The organism is Myxococcus sp. AB036A, from assembly GCF_006547355.1.
Lineage (GTDB): Bacteria > Myxococcota > Myxococcia > Myxococcales > Myxococcaceae > Myxococcus > Myxococcus virescens.
Map to the genome: position 1 here is coordinate 14,742 of NZ_VHLC01000044.1, position 16,647 is coordinate 31,388.

The window sequence follows — 16,647 nt, forward strand, 5'->3', positions numbered from 1 at the left end:
CCCGTGGCCGCTGTCCACCGGCCCGTACCGCGGGGCTACCAGATCTTGACGCGCTGCTCGGGCGGCAGCCAGCTGGCGTCCCCCTCCTTCACGCCGAAGGCCTCGTAGAACTCCGGCATGTTCCGCACCACGCCGTTGACGCGGTACCGCGGCGGCGAGTGGGGGTCGGTCAGCAGCATCTGCCGCATGGCATCGTCCCGGTACAGGCCGCGCCAGATCTGCCCCCAGCCCAGGAAGAAGCGCTGGTCGCCGGAGAAGCCGTCGATGACGGGCGGCGTCTTGCCCTGGGTGGACAGCTTGTAGGCCTGGTACGCGACGGTGAGGCCGCTCAGGTCGCCGATGTTCTCGCCCAGCGTGAGCTTGCCGTTGACGTTCATGGCCTCCAGCGGGCTGAAGCCGTTGTACTGATTCACCAGCATGTTGGTGCGCTGCTCGAAGCCCGACTTGTCCTCGGGCGTCCACCAGTCACGCAGGTTGCCGTCGCCGTCGGAGCGGCTGCCCTGGTCGTCGAAGCCGTGGCTGAACTCGTGGCCGATGACGCCGCCGATGGCGCCGTAGTTCGTCGCGTCGTCCGCCTCCGGGTCGAAGAACGGCGGCTGGAGGATGGCGGCCGGGAAGACAATCTCGTTCATCGTGGAGCTGTAGTAGGCATTCACCGTCTGCGGCGTCATGCCCCACTCCTCGCGGTCGATGGGCTTGCCCAGCTTGCCTACCGCGCGCTGGTGATCGAACAGCTCGCCCCGGCGGACGTTGCCCACCAGATCACCGGCGACGATGTCCAACGACGAGTAATCCCGCCACTTGTCCGGGTAGCCAATCTTCACGCCGAACTTCTCCAGCTTGGCCTGGGCCTGCGCCTTGGTGGCGGGGCTCATCCAGTCCAGTCCGTCGATGCCCTTGCGGAAGGCCTCGCGCAGGTTGGCCACCAGCTCCTGCATGCGCTTCTTGGAGTCGGGGCTGAAGTGGCGCTCCACGTAGAGTTGGCCCACGGCCTCGCCGACGACCTCGTTCACCTGGGCCACGCCGCGCTTCCAACGCGGGCGGTTCTCCTCCATGCCCTGGAGCGTCTTGCCGCGGAACTCGAAGTGCGCCTGCTCGAAGGCGCTGCTGAGCAGCGGCGCGCGGGTGTCCAGCACCTTCAGCGCCAGGTACTGCTTGATGACCGGCAGCGGCGTGGACTTCAGCAACCCGCCCAGGGCCTCCAGGTAGTCCGGCTGACGGACGATGACGGAGGGCGTGGCCTCCGCACCGGACGCCTTGAGGAAGCGGCCCCAGGAGAAGCCCGGCGTCAGCGCGTCCAGCTCCGCGACCGTCTTGGGGTTGTACGTCTTCTCGCGGTCGCGGTTGCGCGCCCGGTCCCACTGCTTCGCGGCCAGCGCCGTCTCGAACGCCATCACGTCCTGGGCGGCCTTCTTCGCGTTCTTCTCACCGGCCAGCGTGAGCAGCTTCTCGATGTAGGCCACGTACGCGGCGCGGACCTCGACGAAGCGCGGCTCCTGCTTGGTGTAGTAGTCCCGGTCCGGCAGGCCCAGGCCCAGCTGCGTGGCGTAGACGATGTAACGCGTGGCCTGCTTCTGGTCCTGGCCCACGAAGATGCCGAACGGCACCGGCACGCCTTCGCGCAGCAGCGTCGCGAACAGCTCCGGCAGCGCGTCCGCGCGCTTCACGGCCTTCACGCGCTCCAGCTCGTCGCTCACCGGCTTCAGGCCCAGCGACTCGATGTGCTGGGTGTCCATGAAGCTGTTGTAGAGGTCACCCACCTTCTGCGCGGTGGAGCCCGGGTGGCGCTCCTTCGCCGCGGCGGACTCCTCGATGATGGCGCGCATGGCCAGCTCGGCCTTGTCCACCAACTCGATGATGGTGCCGTACCGGGCGCGGTCCGCGGGGATGGACGCCGTCTTCAGCCAGTTGCCGTTGACGAAGGCGTAGAAGTCGTCCTGCGGCCGGACATCGCGGTCCAGGTGCTTCAGCTCCACGCCCAGCGAACGCACGGCCTCCGCGGAAGCGGCCTGGGCGGCGGGCACGGCCGGAGGAGGCGCGTCATCGGAGGGGGCCGGCTGCTGCGTGGTGGCACAACCGGTGAGGAGCAGGGTGCCCAAGGCGCTGCGGGCCCAGGCACGACGGGAGAAGGTCTTCAGGGGGCTCAATGCGGCTCCGTGAGGAAGTGAGGGGCGGCGAATGCTGCCAGACGCGGAGGGTCGTCGTCCCTCCGGGCAGGCAGGAAAAACACCTGGGCCCGTCCCCTATTCCATGGAGCGGGCCCCACCCGCACCCTTCGCGCGGTGGGGCCCCTCGCAGCGTGCGCTAACGCTGCGGCTGGCCCAGCACCGGCGCCGGTACAGGCGTGGGCGTGGGCGCTGGCGCGGCGGGCGGGGCGACGGGCGTCACCGTGACGTCCTGGGCCAGCGCGTCCACGCCGTGGAAGCCCTTGGCGCTCACCTCGGCGCCCCGGTACAGGGCCCAGCCCGGCAGGCCGCGCTGGTAGGCGCGCGTCATGTGCCAGAGCTGGAGTCCGCTGTTGGACACGAACAGGTACATCGACCGCTTCGGGTTCCACGGGTTCGGCAGCGCGACGGCCAGGCCATCATCCGGGCGGCCGTACGTCTTGCCCTGCCAGCGGAAGTAGCGCCGCCCCAGCTCCACGGGGAGCTTCTTCTCGGTCGCCAGCCGCGCCAGCAGCGCGTTGTCCTCCGCGCCGCCGAAGAGGACCAGGTCCCGGTCCGCCAGCTCCGCGTCCGTCACCTCGGCGTCCGGCTTGATGGGCATCAGGTACTCCACGAACGCGTCCGCCAGCACCTCCCGGTAGCCCAGCGCCAGCGTGCGCATGGACTCCGTCTGGCGCGCCGTGCCGTGCACCAGGAGCAGCTTCTCCCAGGCGTCGAGCTGGTTCGACAGCGTCTGGTGGTGCTCGCGCGGCACCGGGATGTCATTGCCGGCGTTGAACACCACGCGGACGGGAGGCTCCGCCGTGCGGAAGGTGAACGTCTCGTTGAGGCCCTTCACCTCCACGCGCTCCAGCGTGGCGCCCTTCGCGGTGCGCACCTCCACCATCGCAACGAAGTGCCAGGGGCGCGAGCCGGGCTGCTCCACCTTCAGCGTCACCTCGTAGCCGTCCTTCACCTGCGCGGCGCTGGCACGGATGCGCGGCTGCGGCAGTCCGGTCTGCTCCACCCACTGCGACACGAAGAGGCCCACGTCCCTGCCGGTGGCCTCCAGCACCGCGCGCTTGAAGTCCGCGGTGGTGACGTTCTTGTTGGTGTAGCGGCCATGCAGGGCGTTCATCGCCTTGGAGAAGTGGGCGTTGCCCAGCAGCAACCGGAGCTGGTGCAGCAGGAAGGTGCCCTTGATGCGCGGCAGCATGTAGGTGCCGTAGCGGCCGTAGTCCGTCTTCGCGGAGGCCGGCACCACGTCCGCCTCGCGCGAGGTGGTGAAGAGGTAGCGCGCGTTGAGGTCGGCCAATGCGTTGCGCTGGTACTCGAAGGCCTTGTCGGACGTGTCTCCGTCCGCCGGCAGGTCCTTGAGCAGCTTCCAGTACGCGGCGGTGCCGCTGACCAGCCAGTTCTCGCCGTCCGTCGCGGGGAACACGGTGTTGGCCCACAGCAGGGGCCTGCCGAAGACGAACGCGTCCTTCGCCTTCGACACGTCGCGCTTGAGCGCGGCCGGCTCCGCGGGAGGCGTCCACCCCTTGCGCGCGGCCCCCAGCTTCTCCGCGACGAAGACGGGGCTGAAGGCCGTGTAGCCCAGCGACAGGTGCGGCGTGGCACCGGGCAGGTCGGGAATCCACCGGCCGCCCACCATCTTCTCGCGCAGCGTCGTCTTGCCGTAGTGGGCCAGGAACATCAGCTTCTGGGCCATCTCCGACGTGGTGACCTTGCCATCACACGCGTGGGGCCGGTTGATGGGGCTGGAGGCCATCATCCGGATGGCGGTGTCCAGGTCGAAGCCCTTCTTGCCGTACTTCGCGTAGTACTCCCAGAAGGCGATGTCGCGGTTCCAGGTGTTGAAGGACAGGTCCACCGGAGCGTTGTCCGGGTTGGGCACGTACTCCTTGCGCACCTCCAAATCCCGGTTGTTGTTGTTGGCCCAGATGAAGTCCTTGAGATTGCCCGGCGTGTCCCCGGCCTGCCCCTTGCCGCCGGTGCGCCACAGGCGCGTCTTCTTCGTCCCCAGCAGCAGGCACGCGCCCTCGTCCGTCTTCGTGTCCGCCAACGTCCAGTCGTTGGTGTAGAGGCCGTTGTTGCCGTCCTTCATGATGCGGGCGACGTCGTCGATGGACGACGCGTACTGCGCGGCCTTGCGGATGCGGTTGCTCTGGGGCGTGCCATTCATGTCGAACGGCGACTGACCCACCGTCGTCTCGCCAATGACGATGCCGGCGGCATTGACGTACCAGTCCGAGCCGCTGTGGATGCCACCCGGGAAGGTCTGCATCACGAAGCGGTGGCCCTTGGTGGGCTTCACGTCCAGCACCACGTCCCAGTGAACGCCCGTGTAGCCGCCCCACATGAAAATCTGTCCCATGATGGCGCGGCCATCCGGGGTGGCGGATTTGGTGGCCACGAAGGAGGAGCAGTGGTCCCCCTTCCCCGCCCGCTCCGCGTCCTCCTCCGCCTTGAGGAAGGTGCGGCCGGTGAGCGGCGTGCCCGTGGCCCGGTTCGCCTCGGCGAGCTGCCCCGCGTCCACGGCGGAGTTGAGCGTGACGATGTCCAGCAGGTCCAGCTCGCGGTCCTTGAACTTCGCGCCCGCCTTGTTGGCGCCGTCCGCGATGCCCTTCATCTCCTCCAGGAACTCCGCGTCGTACTTGCGCAGGAAGAGCGCGTCCGCGAGCAGCCGCTGGTGGTTCCACCCCTTGGAGGCGTCCGTCCTGTCCTTCTCGATGCCGAGCTTCTCCATGTAGCGGACGATTTCCTGCGGCACCAGTTGGCCGAACTGGTGGCCCCGCTCGTAGGGCTCGCCCTCGATGTGGACGTAGATCCACCCGCCCTCGTCATAGCGGAAGCCCTTGCCGGCCCAGCGCACCGACTCCAGCGGAATGTAGGCGGTGATGTCGTCCACCTTCTCGATGCGGACGTCGTCGAACCAGGCGGTGCCCGTGGCCTTGCCGTTGCGGCCCAGGTGGAGCTGCACCCGGTCCGAGGACTGGGTGGCGAAGAAGAGCACCGACGCGCGGCCTCCCGCTTCCGCTGCGGGCGCGGGTGAGCAGTTGGTGAAGGGGAAGCTCTTCATCGACAGGCAGGCGCCGTGCGCCGTGGGGTAGCGCGCCTGCGGGTCCGTCTGGACGCCTCGCGTGCGCACCCAGGCGCTGAGCCGATAGAGCTGGCCCACCTGGAGCTTCATCGCCTCGGACTCCACCGTCGTCTCGGCGCCGCCCACCGGGTTCTCGATGGCCAGGCCGCGAGCGCCCTCCACCTTCGCCGCGGCGCTGCCGGATGCCTTCCCCTGCCCTCGGGACTTCCAGAAGGCGGGGAGCGAGCCGGAGCCGCCCGCAATCTCGAAGTTCCCGTTGGGCACGGCGACGGGCGTGGAGGCGGGCGCGGCGGCCCAGGAGGGTGCCGCGTGAAGCGTGCTCGCGGACAGCAGCAGCGCGCCAAGCAGCTTGGACGTCATGCGAAAGGAGGACATGAGGCTCCCAGCCCGGAAGGGACACCGGGCGACGGGTAGAGGTGGCCGGGGCGCATGACACCCCCGCCATCCCCGAGCGTCAATCGCGATACTCCACGACACGGCGATGACGCATGGCGGCTTCCACGCTGCCCGCCCGTCCATCCCTCAGCGAAGGACCCAGGCGCTCGTGCGGAGCAGCAGCCGGGCCGCGCGCCGCACGGCGTCCACGCGGCGCGCCGCGGTCGCTGGCGGGGTGACGGGCGCATCCCAGTCGAAGGTGCGGAGCCGGTTCAGGAAGCCCTGTTGGACGCAGCCCTCCAGGCTGAAGACGTGGAGGTCATGCGTCCAGCGCACCGCCAGACGCAGGTCGCGCGAGAACTCCGTCCAATCCAGGGGCTTCGCGGCGAAGGCGCCGGGCAGCTCCACGCCCCCGCCGGTGACGCCCACCGCCAGGGACTGACTTCCGGGCCCGTAGCTCCAGAGCACGGAGGGGCCATGGGGCCGCAGGAAGCTGGTGTAGAGCATGAGGACCTCACGGTCCGCCGGCAGGTCGAGCACTCCCGCCAGCCGCTGCACCAGCGTGGAGCGCGACTCCCGCTCGTCCACGATGATGGGGAACTGGTAGGCGTCCACCCGGTAGCCGTCCGCGCGGATGCGCTCCATCAGCCGCGCGTACCCTGCCCTCGCGTCCCGGACGCGGCGCCCCTGCACGAGCCTGGGCAGGATTTCGCCCAACTGCCGCCACCCGCCCTCCATCCACCGTCGCAGCTCGCGGATGTCCGGCTCGATGTCCAGCCCCACGCCCTCCCACGCCAAGTGGTGCTCGGCCGTCCATGCCTGGAAGGCTTCGTAGCGTGCCGTGGCCTGCGCCACATTGCCCGCATGGAACCAGTAGCCCTCTTCGGTGGGCAGCAGCAGCCACGCCGTGACGGGAATGCCCATCCGGTTCAGCCGCTGGACCACCTGGGCCCGCTCCGGCCCCAGGTCGAGCAGGCCCAGGCTCACCCCGGCCTCCAGCGCCGCCAGGTCCTCCACGACGCCAGGAGTGGCGAATAGCTCACGCAGAGGCTCCGCCTCCAGCTCGCAAAAGAAGGTCATCATGTGAGGTTTCATGCCAGCCTCGCGCCTCCCCGCGCATCGCCCGACGTCCGTGCGCCATACCACCGTGAAGGAGTCACATGGAGTTCCACAAGGGCCGGCTGTTCGATCACGTCCATCTGCGCGTCCAGGACCTCGATGCCAGCAAGCGATTCTATCGCGCGGTGCTGGACGTGTTGGGCGTGCCCTTCTTCAGCGAGAGTCCCCACCACTTCTCCGCCGACGAGCTGTTCGTCGACCGGGTGGCCCCAGGGACGCCCCGCTCCGAGCGCGGCGTCCATCTGGCCTTCCAGGCGCGGGACCGGGAGACCGTCCACCGCTTCCACGCGGCGGCGCTCGCCGCGGGCGGCCGGGACAACGGGGCGCCGGGTGAGCGCAACTACCACCCCGGCTACTACGGCGCGTTCGTCCTGGACCCGGATGGGAACAACATCGAGGCCGTGTTCCATGGCCCGGTGACGCGCTCCGCTGATTCCGTGGTGATGAAACCAACGTTCTGACGCGGAGCGTCTGCCTGGCCGCGAACCGGCGGTGGTGTCTTCCGGTTCGCACCCGCGGCCGTATGCCGCTGGACGCTCGGACGCCCCGGGCGTCAGAAGCTGGACGGGATGTCCGGCGCGCTGACGCGAGGGTGACCTGCGATGATTACGAGCAGGTCATGGCGTCCCCAGATGGCACCGACACCCTGCTCCTCATCGAGAGCGTCAAGCCCCGGCTCCGAGGTGTCTCCCACGCCGTGGCCTTCGTGGCGGCGCTGCTCGGGTGCATCCAAATGGCGCTGATGCCCGCGCGCGGCCCCCAGTACGTGGCCGACCTCGTGTTCGGTGGCAGCCTGGTGCTGATGTTCGGCGTGAGCGCCACCTACCACCGCTTCACCTGGGGCATGGACGCGTACCGGCGCATCCAGCGCTTCGACCACGCGGCCATCTACATCCTCATCGCGGGCTCATTCACGCCCATGGCCACGCTGGACACCACGGGTGACACCAGCCTGTACCTGCTCTGGTTGATGTGGATTGCCGCGCTGACGGGCGCGGGCCTCACGCTCCTGGGCGTGCACACCTCGCGAGGGCTGCGCTCCGCCCTCTACGTCGCACTGGGCGCCGTGGCCGCGCCGGTGATGCTGCGGCTACCCGAGGTGATTGGCTCCGGTCGCGTCGCGTGGCTCGTGGTGGGCGGCGTGCTCTACGCCGTGGGCGCGGTCATCTATGCGCGCCGCTGGCCCGACCCGATTCCCACCGTCTTCGGCTACCACGAAATCTTCCACCTGCTCGTCGTGGCCGCGGCGGGCGTGCACTACGCCGTCATCCTGGACATCGTGAGCGGCGCCTGACCCCGGTGTGACGGCGCTATCGCCGGTGGCAGCGGTCGTAGGGCCATTCCCGCTCGCGCTCGCAGCGGACGAAACAGGCGTAGCAGTCTCCCACCCATCGTCCCCTCCCCGCGTCCTTGCACCGGGCATGGGTGTCCACGCAGCGCCGCTTCCATCCCGCCTTCGCGCCGTCGTCCCGACTCGCCTCGCGCTCCTTCGCCACGGCCTGGATTTCCGCCAGGTACACGACGGCTTCCGAGGCCGAGAGACCGCACAACTCAGGTTGCGCCGGATGACGCTGGAGGCAACACGAGATGGTGTCGAGACACGTCGTGGCGGGCGTGGAGGCTTCGCGACGGCTGGCAGCGGCCGTGGCGCCGCTGGAGCAGCCCAGCGCCAGGCTCGAGAGCACGATGAGGAGGGACGCGGAGAGGTTCGTCTTCGGCATGGAAGAGGCCTAGAACACGAGGCCCCTTCCACCGACCATCACCCTGGATGGGTATTCCCAGGGCGTCCGCGCCGCCTCGGCGTCCGCGGCTTCAGTACGACCAGGGGAAGCGCTTGAAGTCGCGCTTGCGCTTCTGGACGAAGGCGTCGCGGCCTTCCTGCGCCTCTTCGGTGCCGTAGGCCAGGCGCGTGGCCTCGCCCGCGAAGAGCTGCTGGCCCACCAGTCCGTCGTCGGGCAGGTTGAACGCGTACTTCAACATCTTGATGGCCGTGGGGCTCTTCGTGTTGATCTCCGCCGCCCACTCCAGCGCGAACTCCTCCAGCTGCGCATGGGGCACCACGGCGTTGACCATGCCCATCTGGAAGGCCTCCTCCGCCGAGTAGTTGGCGCCCACGAAGAAGATCTCCCGCGCCCGCTTCTGACCAATCTGCCGCGCCAGCAGCGCTGAACCGTAGCCCGCGTCGAACGACGCCACGTCCGCGTCCGTCTGCTTGAACACCGCGTGCTCCTTGCTGGCGATGGTCATGTCACAGACGACGTGGAGGCTGTGCCCACCGCCCACGGCCCAGCCCGGCACCACGGCGATGACGGCCTTGGGCAGGAAGCGAATCTGCCGCTGGACCTCCAGGATGTGGAGCCGGCCCAGGCGCGCGGGGTCGGACTCCCCCTCCTCGCCCTCGTACTTGTAGCCGTCCTTGCCGCGGATGCGCTGGTCACCACCGGAGCAGAAGGCCCAGCCGCCATCCTTGGGCGACGGCCCGTTGCCCGTGATGAGCACGCACCCCACGTCCGTCATGAAGCGCGTGGCCTCCAGCGCGCGGGACAGCTCATCCACGGTGCGGGGCCGGAAGGCGTTGCGGACCTCCGGGCGGTTGAACGCGATGCGGACCGTGCCCTGGTCCACCGCGCGGTGGAAGGTGATGTCCTTGAACTTGAAGCCCTCGACGGCCTTCCAGCGCGCCGGATTGAAGATGTCCGAGACCATGATGTTCTCACTCGGGGGGAGAGAAGTGGATGCGCGCGGACCCTAGGCGCAGTGGCAGCGCCCGTCCAGGGATGCGCGCGCAGCCCGCACGGGCGCCATCTGTCCGAACCTCGCGGAAGTGCTCAGACCCTGGCCGGAGTTCCTCGTTGGGTGCCCTACAGCGACACGCGGCACCACCCGGGCCCTGCTTGTGCGCGGCGGGAAGAGGAGTGTTCCCTTCCGCCATCCAAGTCCTGAGTGAGGGAGAACCATGCACCTGGACCCGAGGTTCCTGCTGCACCGACGCGCAGTGCTGACCGCGATGGCGGGAGGCGCAGCCGCCTCCGTTCTGGGCTGCCGGAGAAAACCGACGTCCACCCCCACGCCGGAAGGCGTCTACATCCCAGACGTGAAGTCGGGCGAGGACGTCTTCGGCTACCTCCAACGGCTCCGGGGCGGCTTCGACGACACGCTCTACAAGCAGGTGCTGGGCGCGGCCAATACCTTCAAGGAAGGCGACGCGCTCGTGGGCGTCGCCGCCGCGGATGAGAACTCGCGTGTGAATGCGCGCAGGCTCTTGGGGCACACGCGGCTGGCGGACGTGCGGCGACACCCTTTGCACCAGGATGCGTTGCACGCACTGAGCCTGGAGGCCGAGGACTCGCAGGCGGCGGCGCTGACGGCGGACTGGACGTTGGGACGGCTGAGGAAGTTCCTGCTGGAGTCCGACGAGGCGGCCATTCATGCCATCGGCCCCGGGCTGGGCAGCGATGCCATTGGCTGCGTCGTCAAGCTGATGAGTGACGCGGAGCTCATCGCGCTGGGAAGCAAGGTGTTCAACCCGCTACCAGGCAGCAAGGTGGGCGCGCGGGGCTACATGGGGGCGCGCATCCAGCCCAACTCGCCCACCGACAACGTGGACGACATCCGCTGGCAGGTGTTCGACGGCTTCTCATACGCGGTGGGTGACGTGGTGCTGGGATGCAACCCGGTGTCCTCCACGCCAGAGTCCGTGGCCGCCATCGAGTCCGCCCTGCTCGAGGTGCTGGTGACCTTCGGACTGACGGACGTGCTGCCCCACTGCGTGCTGTCCCATATCGACGTGCAGGCGGAGGTGGAGCGGCGCCAGCCCGGCACCACGGGCGTCTGGTTCCAGAGCATCGCTGGCAGCGACAGCGCCAACGCGACCTTCGACATCTCCGTGGAGAAGATGCTCGCCTACGCGGACGGGCGCACGGAGCCTTTTGGGCTCTACTTCGAGACGGGCCAGGGCGCGGACTTCACCAACGGCCATGGCCACGGCTACGACATGGTCCTCCACGAGTCGCGCAAGTACGGCTTCGCGAGGGCCCTGTCCCAACGTGTGTCCCGGGCGCGGCAGGGCGCGGCGCCATGGGTGCACCTCAACGACGTCGCGGGCTTCATCGGGCCGGAGGTGTTCCGCACCCGCGAGCAACTGGTGCGCTGCTGCCTGGAAGACATCGCGATGGGCAAGCTGCACGGGCTCACCATTGGCCTGGACATCTGCTCCACGCTGCACATGGACGTGTCACTGGATGACCTGGACTGGTGCATCGAGCGCATCATGCCGGCGAATCCGGCGTACCTCATGGCGCTGCCCACGAAGAACGACCCGATGCTGGGCTACCTCACCACCGGGTTCCAGGACCACGTCCGCATCCGCGAGCAGTTCGGCTACAAGGTGGATGACCGGATGTGGGCCTTCTTCCAGCGCCTGGGTGTCATCGACGCGGAGGGCAAGCCCACTCGCCACTTCGGTGACCCGGTCTGGGTCTATCTCCAGTACCTGCGCGCGAAGGGCGACACCCGGCCGGAGGCGGACATCCGGGCGGACGCGGAGCAACAGCTGTCTGCGATTCGTGCGCGCGGCGTGCCCATGGCGCGTGGGTACGGCGCGCACCCGTGGGACCTGGAACCCGCGCTGGACGCGGAGTTGCGCCGTGTCTACGCGGACTCGAAGAAGAGCCTGTGGACGGAGCTGACGCCCGCCTTCATCACTGCCGTGCCGGAGGGCGTGCGGCTGGTGTCGAAGTCGCAAGACCGGACGGAGTACATCCTCCACCCGGAGACGGGCGAGCAGCTCGACGCCGCGTCCCTGGAGGCGGTGCGCTCGATGAGGGCACGCCATGCGGGACGGTATGACGTGCAGCTGATGGTGTCCGACGGGCTCAACGCGCTGGCCATCATGGACGAGGGACAGCTCGCGCCCTATCTGGAGACACTGCGCGCGGCGCTGATTGCCGCGGGGTACCAGCCTGCTCCAGAGCATCTGGTGCTCACGTCCGGTCGCGTGCGCGCGGGGTACCGCGTGGGCGAAGCGCTGTACTCGGGCCTGGAGGACGCGGCCCGGCACCGGGGCCTCATCCACGTCATTGGCGAACGGCCCGGAACCGGCCACCACACCTTCTCCGCGTACATCACCGCGCCTCCCGGAACCGTCTGGTCCCAGCCCGGCAAGGTGGACCACAACATCACCCGCGTGGTGTCCGGGGTCGCGCTCACGGCGTATGCGCCCTCACTGGCTGCGCCGGAGACAGTGCGGCTGCTTCAGCAACTGGCGCCCCGGGGCGGGTGACGTCTGGGGACGACGACGTGGGGCGGACGCTCCGCCCCGGGCAATGGCCACTCACACCGGCTATGAGCCATTGACCGCTGCGTCGTGCAATCAGTCGTGGATGCAGTCCCGCCATCGAGCCCCCGTCGATTCATCGACCGTGGGACGCTCGATGGCGGGGGATGGCGTGGGTCAGTCCACGACCGCCGTGGCTTCAATCTCGACGAGGACGCCCGGCTCGAAGAGCGCGGCGACGCCAATCAGCGAGGCTGGCGCCGGCACGATGTTCAATTCCTTGGAGACCTGCTCGATGCCGGCCAGGAAGTCCGGCATCCGCTCGTGCTTCCAGTCGACCACGTAAATCGTCAACCGAACGACGTCGTTGAACGTCGCCCCGGCCGCCGCGAGAGCGATGGCGACGTTGCGGTAGGCCTGCGCGACCTGCCCAGCAAGGTCTCCTCGCGCGACGAGCTGCCCATCCGCGTCGTACGCGACCTGCCCTGCGATGTGCACCTGTCTGCTGCCGGTGGCGACCGCCACCTGTCGGTACACGTCAGGCTTCATCATTCCTTCGGGGTTCATCAGGGTGACAGGCATGGGTGCTCTCCAATGGGTGAGGTTGAGGAAAGGAGCGATTGCCGGACGCGTATACCGAGCCCACTGGCGAACGGCGTTCCCCACTCCAGCGACGGGAGGACTACAATCGAGAGCCCGCCATGAAACGCGCCCATCTGGATGAGATCTTCGCCTTCATGGCCGTCGTCGACGCGGGCAGTTTCGTCAGCGGTGGCCGGGCCATCGGGCTGACGCGCTCGGCGGCTGGCAAGGCCCTGGCCCGGCTGGAATCCCGCCTGGGGGTGCGTCTGCTCAATCGCACGACGCGCCACCTGAGTCTCACCGACGATGGCCGTGTCTTCCATGAGCATTGCCAACAAGTCCTGGCGGCTTTGGATGAAGCGGAAGCCAGCGTCGGAGAGCGCACGGGCACGCCCCGGGGCGTCTTGCGAATCACCGTGCCCGACGCATTCGGCAGACTGCATGTCCTGCCCGTGCTGAAGAAATATCTGCAGACCTGGCCCGAAGTGCAGGTGGAGGTGAGCTTCACCGATCGCGTCGCGGACATCATCGAGGAGGGTTACGACCTGGCCGTGCGCATCAATGTCACCAGCACCGATACGCGACTGGTGTCCCGGGTCGTGGCGCAACATCGGGTGTTCGTCTGCGCCGCCCCCTCGTACCTGGCCGCGCGCGGCGAACCCCAAACATTGGAGGAGCTCGCGACGCATGATTGCCTGCTCTTCAGTAGCCGGGCGCGACGACAGCGCTGGCGACTGCGCCCGAAGGGTGGCTCCTATGTGACGGTGGAGGGCCGAAGCCGCCTGCGGCTCGACAGCGGCGAGGCCATCCGGGACGCGGCTGTCGCGGGACTGGGCATCGCCTTTCTTCCCAGCTTTCTGGTCGACGAAGATCTGGCGCGTGGACGCCTCAAGGCGCTGTTGCCGTCATGCGAGACGGAGGTCGTCCGGATCATGGCGTTCTACCCGAGCAAGCGTCACCTGCCAGCCAAGGTGCGGCGCTTCATCGACCTGTTGGTCGAGCAATAGCGCGCGAAGTCGCCTCCCGCGGTGTCTCAGGTATCCGTGGGGCGGAGGACCTCCAAGCTCCCTGGGCGCGAGAAGTACCGAGCGTGCTGAGATTTGCGAATGCGGCAGGAGACCGAATCTCCTGCCGCCAATTCGCGAGCTTGGCCCGGCTCGGCTGGGCGGCCCCCAAACGCTCGTGGCACATGTCAGACGCTCCGAGTAGGGTGGTGGTCACTCACGCCACCATGAATCCCGCCGAGAAAGCCGCCCTCTTCCTCGAGCGCCTCCGGGAAGCCCATCCGGATGCGCGCTACGAACTCAACTGGTCCACGCCTTTCGAGCTGCTCGTCGCCACCATCCTGGCCGCGCAGTGCACCGACGAGCGCGTCAACCGCGTCACCGCCACTGTCTTCCCCAAGTACCCGGGTCCACAGGCCTTCGCCGACGCGGACACCGCCGCGCTGGAGGAGGACCTCAAGCCCACCGGCTTCTTCAAGCAGAAGACGAAGTCCGTGCAGGCCATGAGCCGCGCGCTCCTCGACAAGTTCGGCGGAGAGGTCCCCCGCACCATCGACGAACTGGTGACGCTCCCGGGCGTGGCGCGGAAGACGGCCAACGTCGTCCTCAACACCGCCTTCAATCTCCCCTCCGGCATCATCGTCGACACCCACGTGGCGCGCGTCAGCCAGCGCCTGGGCCTGACGAAGAAAGACAAACCCGAGGCGATTGAAGAAGACCTGATGAAGCTGGTGCCCCAGGAGCAGTGGACCTTCTTCGGCCCCGCCACCGTCCTCCATGGGCGTTACACCTGCACCGCAAAGAAGCCGAAATGCGACGACTGCATCGTGAAGGATGTGTGCCCGCGTATCGGCGTGTAACCCAATCCCTGTCCGCCTGTGGGATATGAATGTCTTTTCGCGTACGCTTCTGGGACGCGAAAAGACGCGCATCAATAGTGGAGGAATTCGCAATCGAGGTGGCTGTATGACGTTGTTCATCCATCATGCCCACCGCCCCTTCCTCCGCTGCCTCCGCACCGCGCACCGAAGCCCGTCCGGTCGAGGCAGGTGAACGCCTGGAGTTGATCGACGCGCTGCGTGGCTTCGCGCTCTTCGGCATTCTCATCTCCAACGTGCAGATGTGGTTCAGCGGCAGGGTGTTCCTGTCCCGGGAACAATTCGAGGCGTCCATCGCCAATGCCTCGCTCCTGGACACCATCACCCGGTATGCCTTCGAGGTGCTGGTCTCCGGGAAGTTCATCACCCTCTTCGCCTTCCTCTTCGGCCTGGGTTTCGCGGTGCAGCTCGGCCGGGCCGAGGCGCGAGGTGGCGGCTTCGTCCCGCTCTACGCGAGGCGGCTGACAGTCTTGCTGGTGGTGGGTGTCCTGCACCTGTTCCTGCTCTGGTACGGCGACATCCTCTCCTCCTATGCGCTGATGGGCTTCTGCCTGCTGCTCCTGCGGCGGCGTTCGGAGCGGACGCTGCTCATCATCGCGGCGGTGCTCGTCCTGGTGTGGCCGCTGCTCATGAACCTCCTCTGGCGGCTGCCGCAGCTCCTGGCGGACTCACCCGAGGCCGGTGCCGCGGTCATGGCCGCGGCCCGCGAGAAGACCTCCGCCATCCACGCGCGGATGCTGACGGCCATCACCGGGGGAAGCTGGTGGGACGTGACAAAGACGAGCGCCGGGTTCTACCGCGATGAGTTCTTCACGATGATGCTGGCCGGACTGCTGACCTGTCTGGGCCGCTTCGCGCTCGGGCTCTGGGCGGGACGGCGCGGCATCTTCCAGGACGTCCCCTCGCACCTGGGTTTCTTTCGCCGCCTGCTCGGTTGGGGGCTGGTGGCCGCGGTGGTGGGCTCCGTGCCCGGCGTGGTGGTGACGGTGCTCATGCAGAAGAAGGTGCTCACGCCGGAGACGATGCCCGTGTGGCTGCCCCTGGTGCTGGCGCCGCTGCGCAACCTGGCACAGGTGGGGCTCGCGGGCGTGTATCTGGCGGGCATCACCCTGCTCTTCCAGCGCGCCACCTGGCAGCGGGCGCTGGGACTGCTCGCGCCCGCGGGACGCATGGCGCTGACGAACTACCTGTCGCAGACGGTCATCAGCCTGCTCATCTTCTACGGCTATGGCCTGGGACAGGTGGGCAAGCGGGGCCCCTTCGCGTGTGTCGTCATCTGCGTGGGCGTCTTCTGCGTCCAGGTGCTGTGGAGCCACCTGTGGCTGTCACGCTTCCGCTTCGGTCCGGTGGAGTGGGCGTGGCGCTCTTTGACGTACGGAAAGGCTCAGCCCATGCGGCGCGCCGCGTCCGACGCGCCCGCCCCCCTGACGGCGTGACGGGCTGGACCTGGCGACGTCAATTCGCGACCGCCGGGTGAGGAGCGGCCACTCGCACCCGGAAACCAAAGCCAATCCAAAGATGGAAGGCGCGCTCGCGGAGGGTTTCGCTCCCCGAACCGTTGAGCAGCCGCACATCCAGCTTGTCGTACTGCCCCCCTGTGCCGGTGACGAAGAGCCCGGCCCAGAAGTTCCCGCCGAAGTTCCTGTCGAACCCGGCCTGCAGCGTGACGTCAGGCCCTGAGTAGGTGACTTCCGCCGCGGGCACCGAGAACGAGCTCGTATCGTAGCCGAGTGCCACCCCCGACCAGAGGTCGATGGGTCCCGATGGGTTCCAGTGATAGTTCCCCTGGAGGCCGAAGCGCAGGTTGCTGCCTTTGCACGTCCGCTCAGCGGAGCAACGAATGCGCATCTGCGCATGAGAGAACTGGGCCCAGGGCCCGACCTCGACGCGCGAGGCGATCCGGATGGTGGGCTCCACGATGGCGGCGAAGAGCCCCTTGTAAATCTCATACAAGTAGAGCGGCTCGGCGGCGCCGTCCATGCGCCCGCCTGGCATGAGGTAGCCCCCTCGCGCGGAGATGGCGAGCCAGCGAGGAAAGCCCGGGTCCCGCGCCTCCTCCACCTCCGCGAAGGCCGGCCAAGACACCAGGAGAGACAGCACGACCAGCGTCCGCGCGATGGGACGAGAGAGTGTTTGCATGGGCACTCGTTCGGTTATTACAGTCACT

Annotated in this window: 13 protein-coding genes; 6 read left to right on the forward strand and 7 right to left on the reverse strand. The window is 68.2% G+C overall.

The genetic code is table 11. The features are described from left to right. Positions 1-35 precede the first annotated feature (35 nt). The 3 genes from FL344_RS19075 to FL344_RS19085 all read right to left on the reverse strand — a co-directional run bounded on the left by FL344_RS19075 (position 36) and on the right by FL344_RS19085 (position 6,768). Complete coding sequence (locus FL344_RS19075; RefSeq protein WP_141619516.1) at positions 36-2,147, reverse strand: M13 family metallopeptidase; 2,112 nt, start codon at positions 2,145-2,147, stop codon at positions 36-38. 157 nt (positions 2,148-2,304) lie between these two features. Continuing rightward, positions 2,305-5,622 (reverse strand): C45 family autoproteolytic acyltransferase/hydolase, encoded by a 3,318-nt coding sequence (locus FL344_RS19080; protein ID WP_141619517.1) that lies wholly within the window; start codon positions 5,620-5,622, stop codon positions 2,305-2,307. 147 nt (positions 5,623-5,769) lie between these two features. Further along, positions 5,770-6,768, reverse strand: coding sequence for a hypothetical protein (locus tag FL344_RS19085; RefSeq protein WP_141619518.1), 999 nt, complete (start codon positions 6,766-6,768; stop codon positions 5,770-5,772). A gap of 14 nt (positions 6,769-6,782) precedes the next feature. Between FL344_RS19085 and FL344_RS19090 the strand changes: the two genes are divergently transcribed. Both FL344_RS19090 and FL344_RS19095 read left to right on the forward strand, forming a co-directional pair. Beyond that, positions 6,783-7,202: a VOC family protein gene (locus FL344_RS19090; RefSeq protein WP_141619519.1), complete on the forward strand. Its 420-nt coding sequence runs from the start codon at positions 6,783-6,785 to the stop codon at positions 7,200-7,202. 62 nt (positions 7,203-7,264) lie between these two features. Beyond that, complete coding sequence (locus tag FL344_RS19095; protein WP_141619520.1) at positions 7,265-8,035, forward strand: hemolysin III family protein; 771 nt, start codon at positions 7,265-7,267, stop codon at positions 8,033-8,035. A 16-nt stretch (positions 8,036-8,051) separates the two neighbouring features. Here the strand turns inward: FL344_RS19095 and FL344_RS19100 are convergent, their stop codons facing one another. Together FL344_RS19100 and FL344_RS19105 are read right to left on the reverse strand one after the other, a co-directional pair. Continuing rightward, on the reverse strand, positions 8,052-8,462 hold the full coding sequence (locus tag FL344_RS19100; protein ID WP_141619521.1) for a hypothetical protein: 411 nt from the start codon (positions 8,460-8,462) through the stop codon (positions 8,052-8,054). 91 nt (positions 8,463-8,553) lie between these two features. After that, complete coding sequence (locus FL344_RS19105; RefSeq protein WP_141591986.1) at positions 8,554-9,447, reverse strand: 1,4-dihydroxy-2-naphthoyl-CoA synthase; 894 nt, start codon at positions 9,445-9,447, stop codon at positions 8,554-8,556. 250 nt (positions 9,448-9,697) lie between these two features. Here FL344_RS19105 and eutB point away from each other — a divergent pair, with 250 nt between their 5' ends. Beyond that, entirely contained in the window at positions 9,698-12,022 is a 2,325-nt protein-coding gene (gene eutB / locus FL344_RS19110; RefSeq protein WP_141619522.1) for an ethanolamine ammonia-lyase subunit EutB, read from the forward strand. Positions 12,023-12,193: 171 nt separating this feature from the next. Here eutB and FL344_RS19115 read toward each other — a convergent pair whose 3' ends face one another. Beyond that, positions 12,194-12,598, reverse strand: coding sequence for a RidA family protein (locus FL344_RS19115; protein WP_141619523.1), 405 nt, complete (start codon positions 12,596-12,598; stop codon positions 12,194-12,196). 119 nt (positions 12,599-12,717) lie between these two features. Here FL344_RS19115 and FL344_RS19120 point away from each other — a divergent pair, with 119 nt between their 5' ends. The 3 genes from FL344_RS19120 (at position 12,718) to FL344_RS19130 (ending at position 15,916) form a co-directional block, all read left to right on the forward strand. Continuing rightward, on the forward strand, positions 12,718-13,605 hold the full coding sequence (locus FL344_RS19120) for a LysR family transcriptional regulator (RefSeq protein WP_141619524.1): 888 nt from the start codon (positions 12,718-12,720) through the stop codon (positions 13,603-13,605). Between the two features lie 224 nt (positions 13,606-13,829). Further along, positions 13,830-14,462, forward strand: a complete 633-nt coding sequence (gene nth, locus FL344_RS19125) for an endonuclease III (RefSeq protein WP_141591980.1) — start codon at positions 13,830-13,832, stop codon at positions 14,460-14,462. A gap of 125 nt (positions 14,463-14,587) precedes the next feature. Beyond that, positions 14,588-15,916: a DUF418 domain-containing protein gene (locus tag FL344_RS19130; protein WP_141619525.1), complete on the forward strand. Its 1,329-nt coding sequence runs from the start codon at positions 14,588-14,590 to the stop codon at positions 15,914-15,916. A 19-nt stretch (positions 15,917-15,935) separates the two neighbouring features. Here FL344_RS19130 and FL344_RS19135 read toward each other — a convergent pair whose 3' ends face one another. Then, positions 15,936-16,619 (reverse strand): hypothetical protein, encoded by a 684-nt coding sequence (locus FL344_RS19135; RefSeq protein ID WP_228565180.1) that lies wholly within the window; start codon positions 16,617-16,619, stop codon positions 15,936-15,938. Positions 16,620-16,647 lie beyond the last annotated feature (28 nt).

Excerpts from the sequence above, each read along its gene's own strand:
- FL344_RS19115 (WP_141619523.1), bottom strand. The coding sequence starts at position 12,598 with ATGCCTGTCACCCTGATGAACCCCGAAGGAATGATGAAGCCTGACGTG.
- FL344_RS19130 (WP_141619525.1), top strand. The coding sequence starts at position 14,588 with ATGCCCACCGCCCCTTCCTCCGCTGCCTCCGCACCGCGCACCGAAGCC.
- nth (WP_141591980.1), top strand. The coding sequence starts at position 13,830 with ATGAATCCCGCCGAGAAAGCCGCCCTCTTCCTCGAGCGCCTCCGGGAA.
- FL344_RS19120 (WP_141619524.1), top strand. The coding sequence starts at position 12,718 with ATGAAACGCGCCCATCTGGATGAGATCTTCGCCTTCATGGCCGTCGTC.
- eutB (WP_141619522.1), top strand. The coding sequence starts at position 9,698 with ATGCACCTGGACCCGAGGTTCCTGCTGCACCGACGCGCAGTGCTGACC.
- FL344_RS19080 (WP_141619517.1), bottom strand. The coding sequence starts at position 5,622 with ATGTCCTCCTTTCGCATGACGTCCAAGCTGCTTGGCGCGCTGCTGCTG.
- FL344_RS19100 (WP_141619521.1), bottom strand. The coding sequence starts at position 8,462 with ATGCCGAAGACGAACCTCTCCGCGTCCCTCCTCATCGTGCTCTCGAGC.
- FL344_RS19135 (WP_228565180.1), bottom strand. The coding sequence starts at position 16,619 with ATGCAAACACTCTCTCGTCCCATCGCGCGGACGCTGGTCGTGCTGTCT.
- FL344_RS19105 (WP_141591986.1), bottom strand. The coding sequence starts at position 9,447 with ATGGTCTCGGACATCTTCAATCCGGCGCGCTGGAAGGCCGTCGAGGGC.
- FL344_RS19090 (WP_141619519.1), top strand. The coding sequence starts at position 6,783 with ATGGAGTTCCACAAGGGCCGGCTGTTCGATCACGTCCATCTGCGCGTC.
- FL344_RS19095 (WP_141619520.1), top strand. The coding sequence starts at position 7,265 with ATGCCGCTGGACGCTCGGACGCCCCGGGCGTCAGAAGCTGGACGGGAT.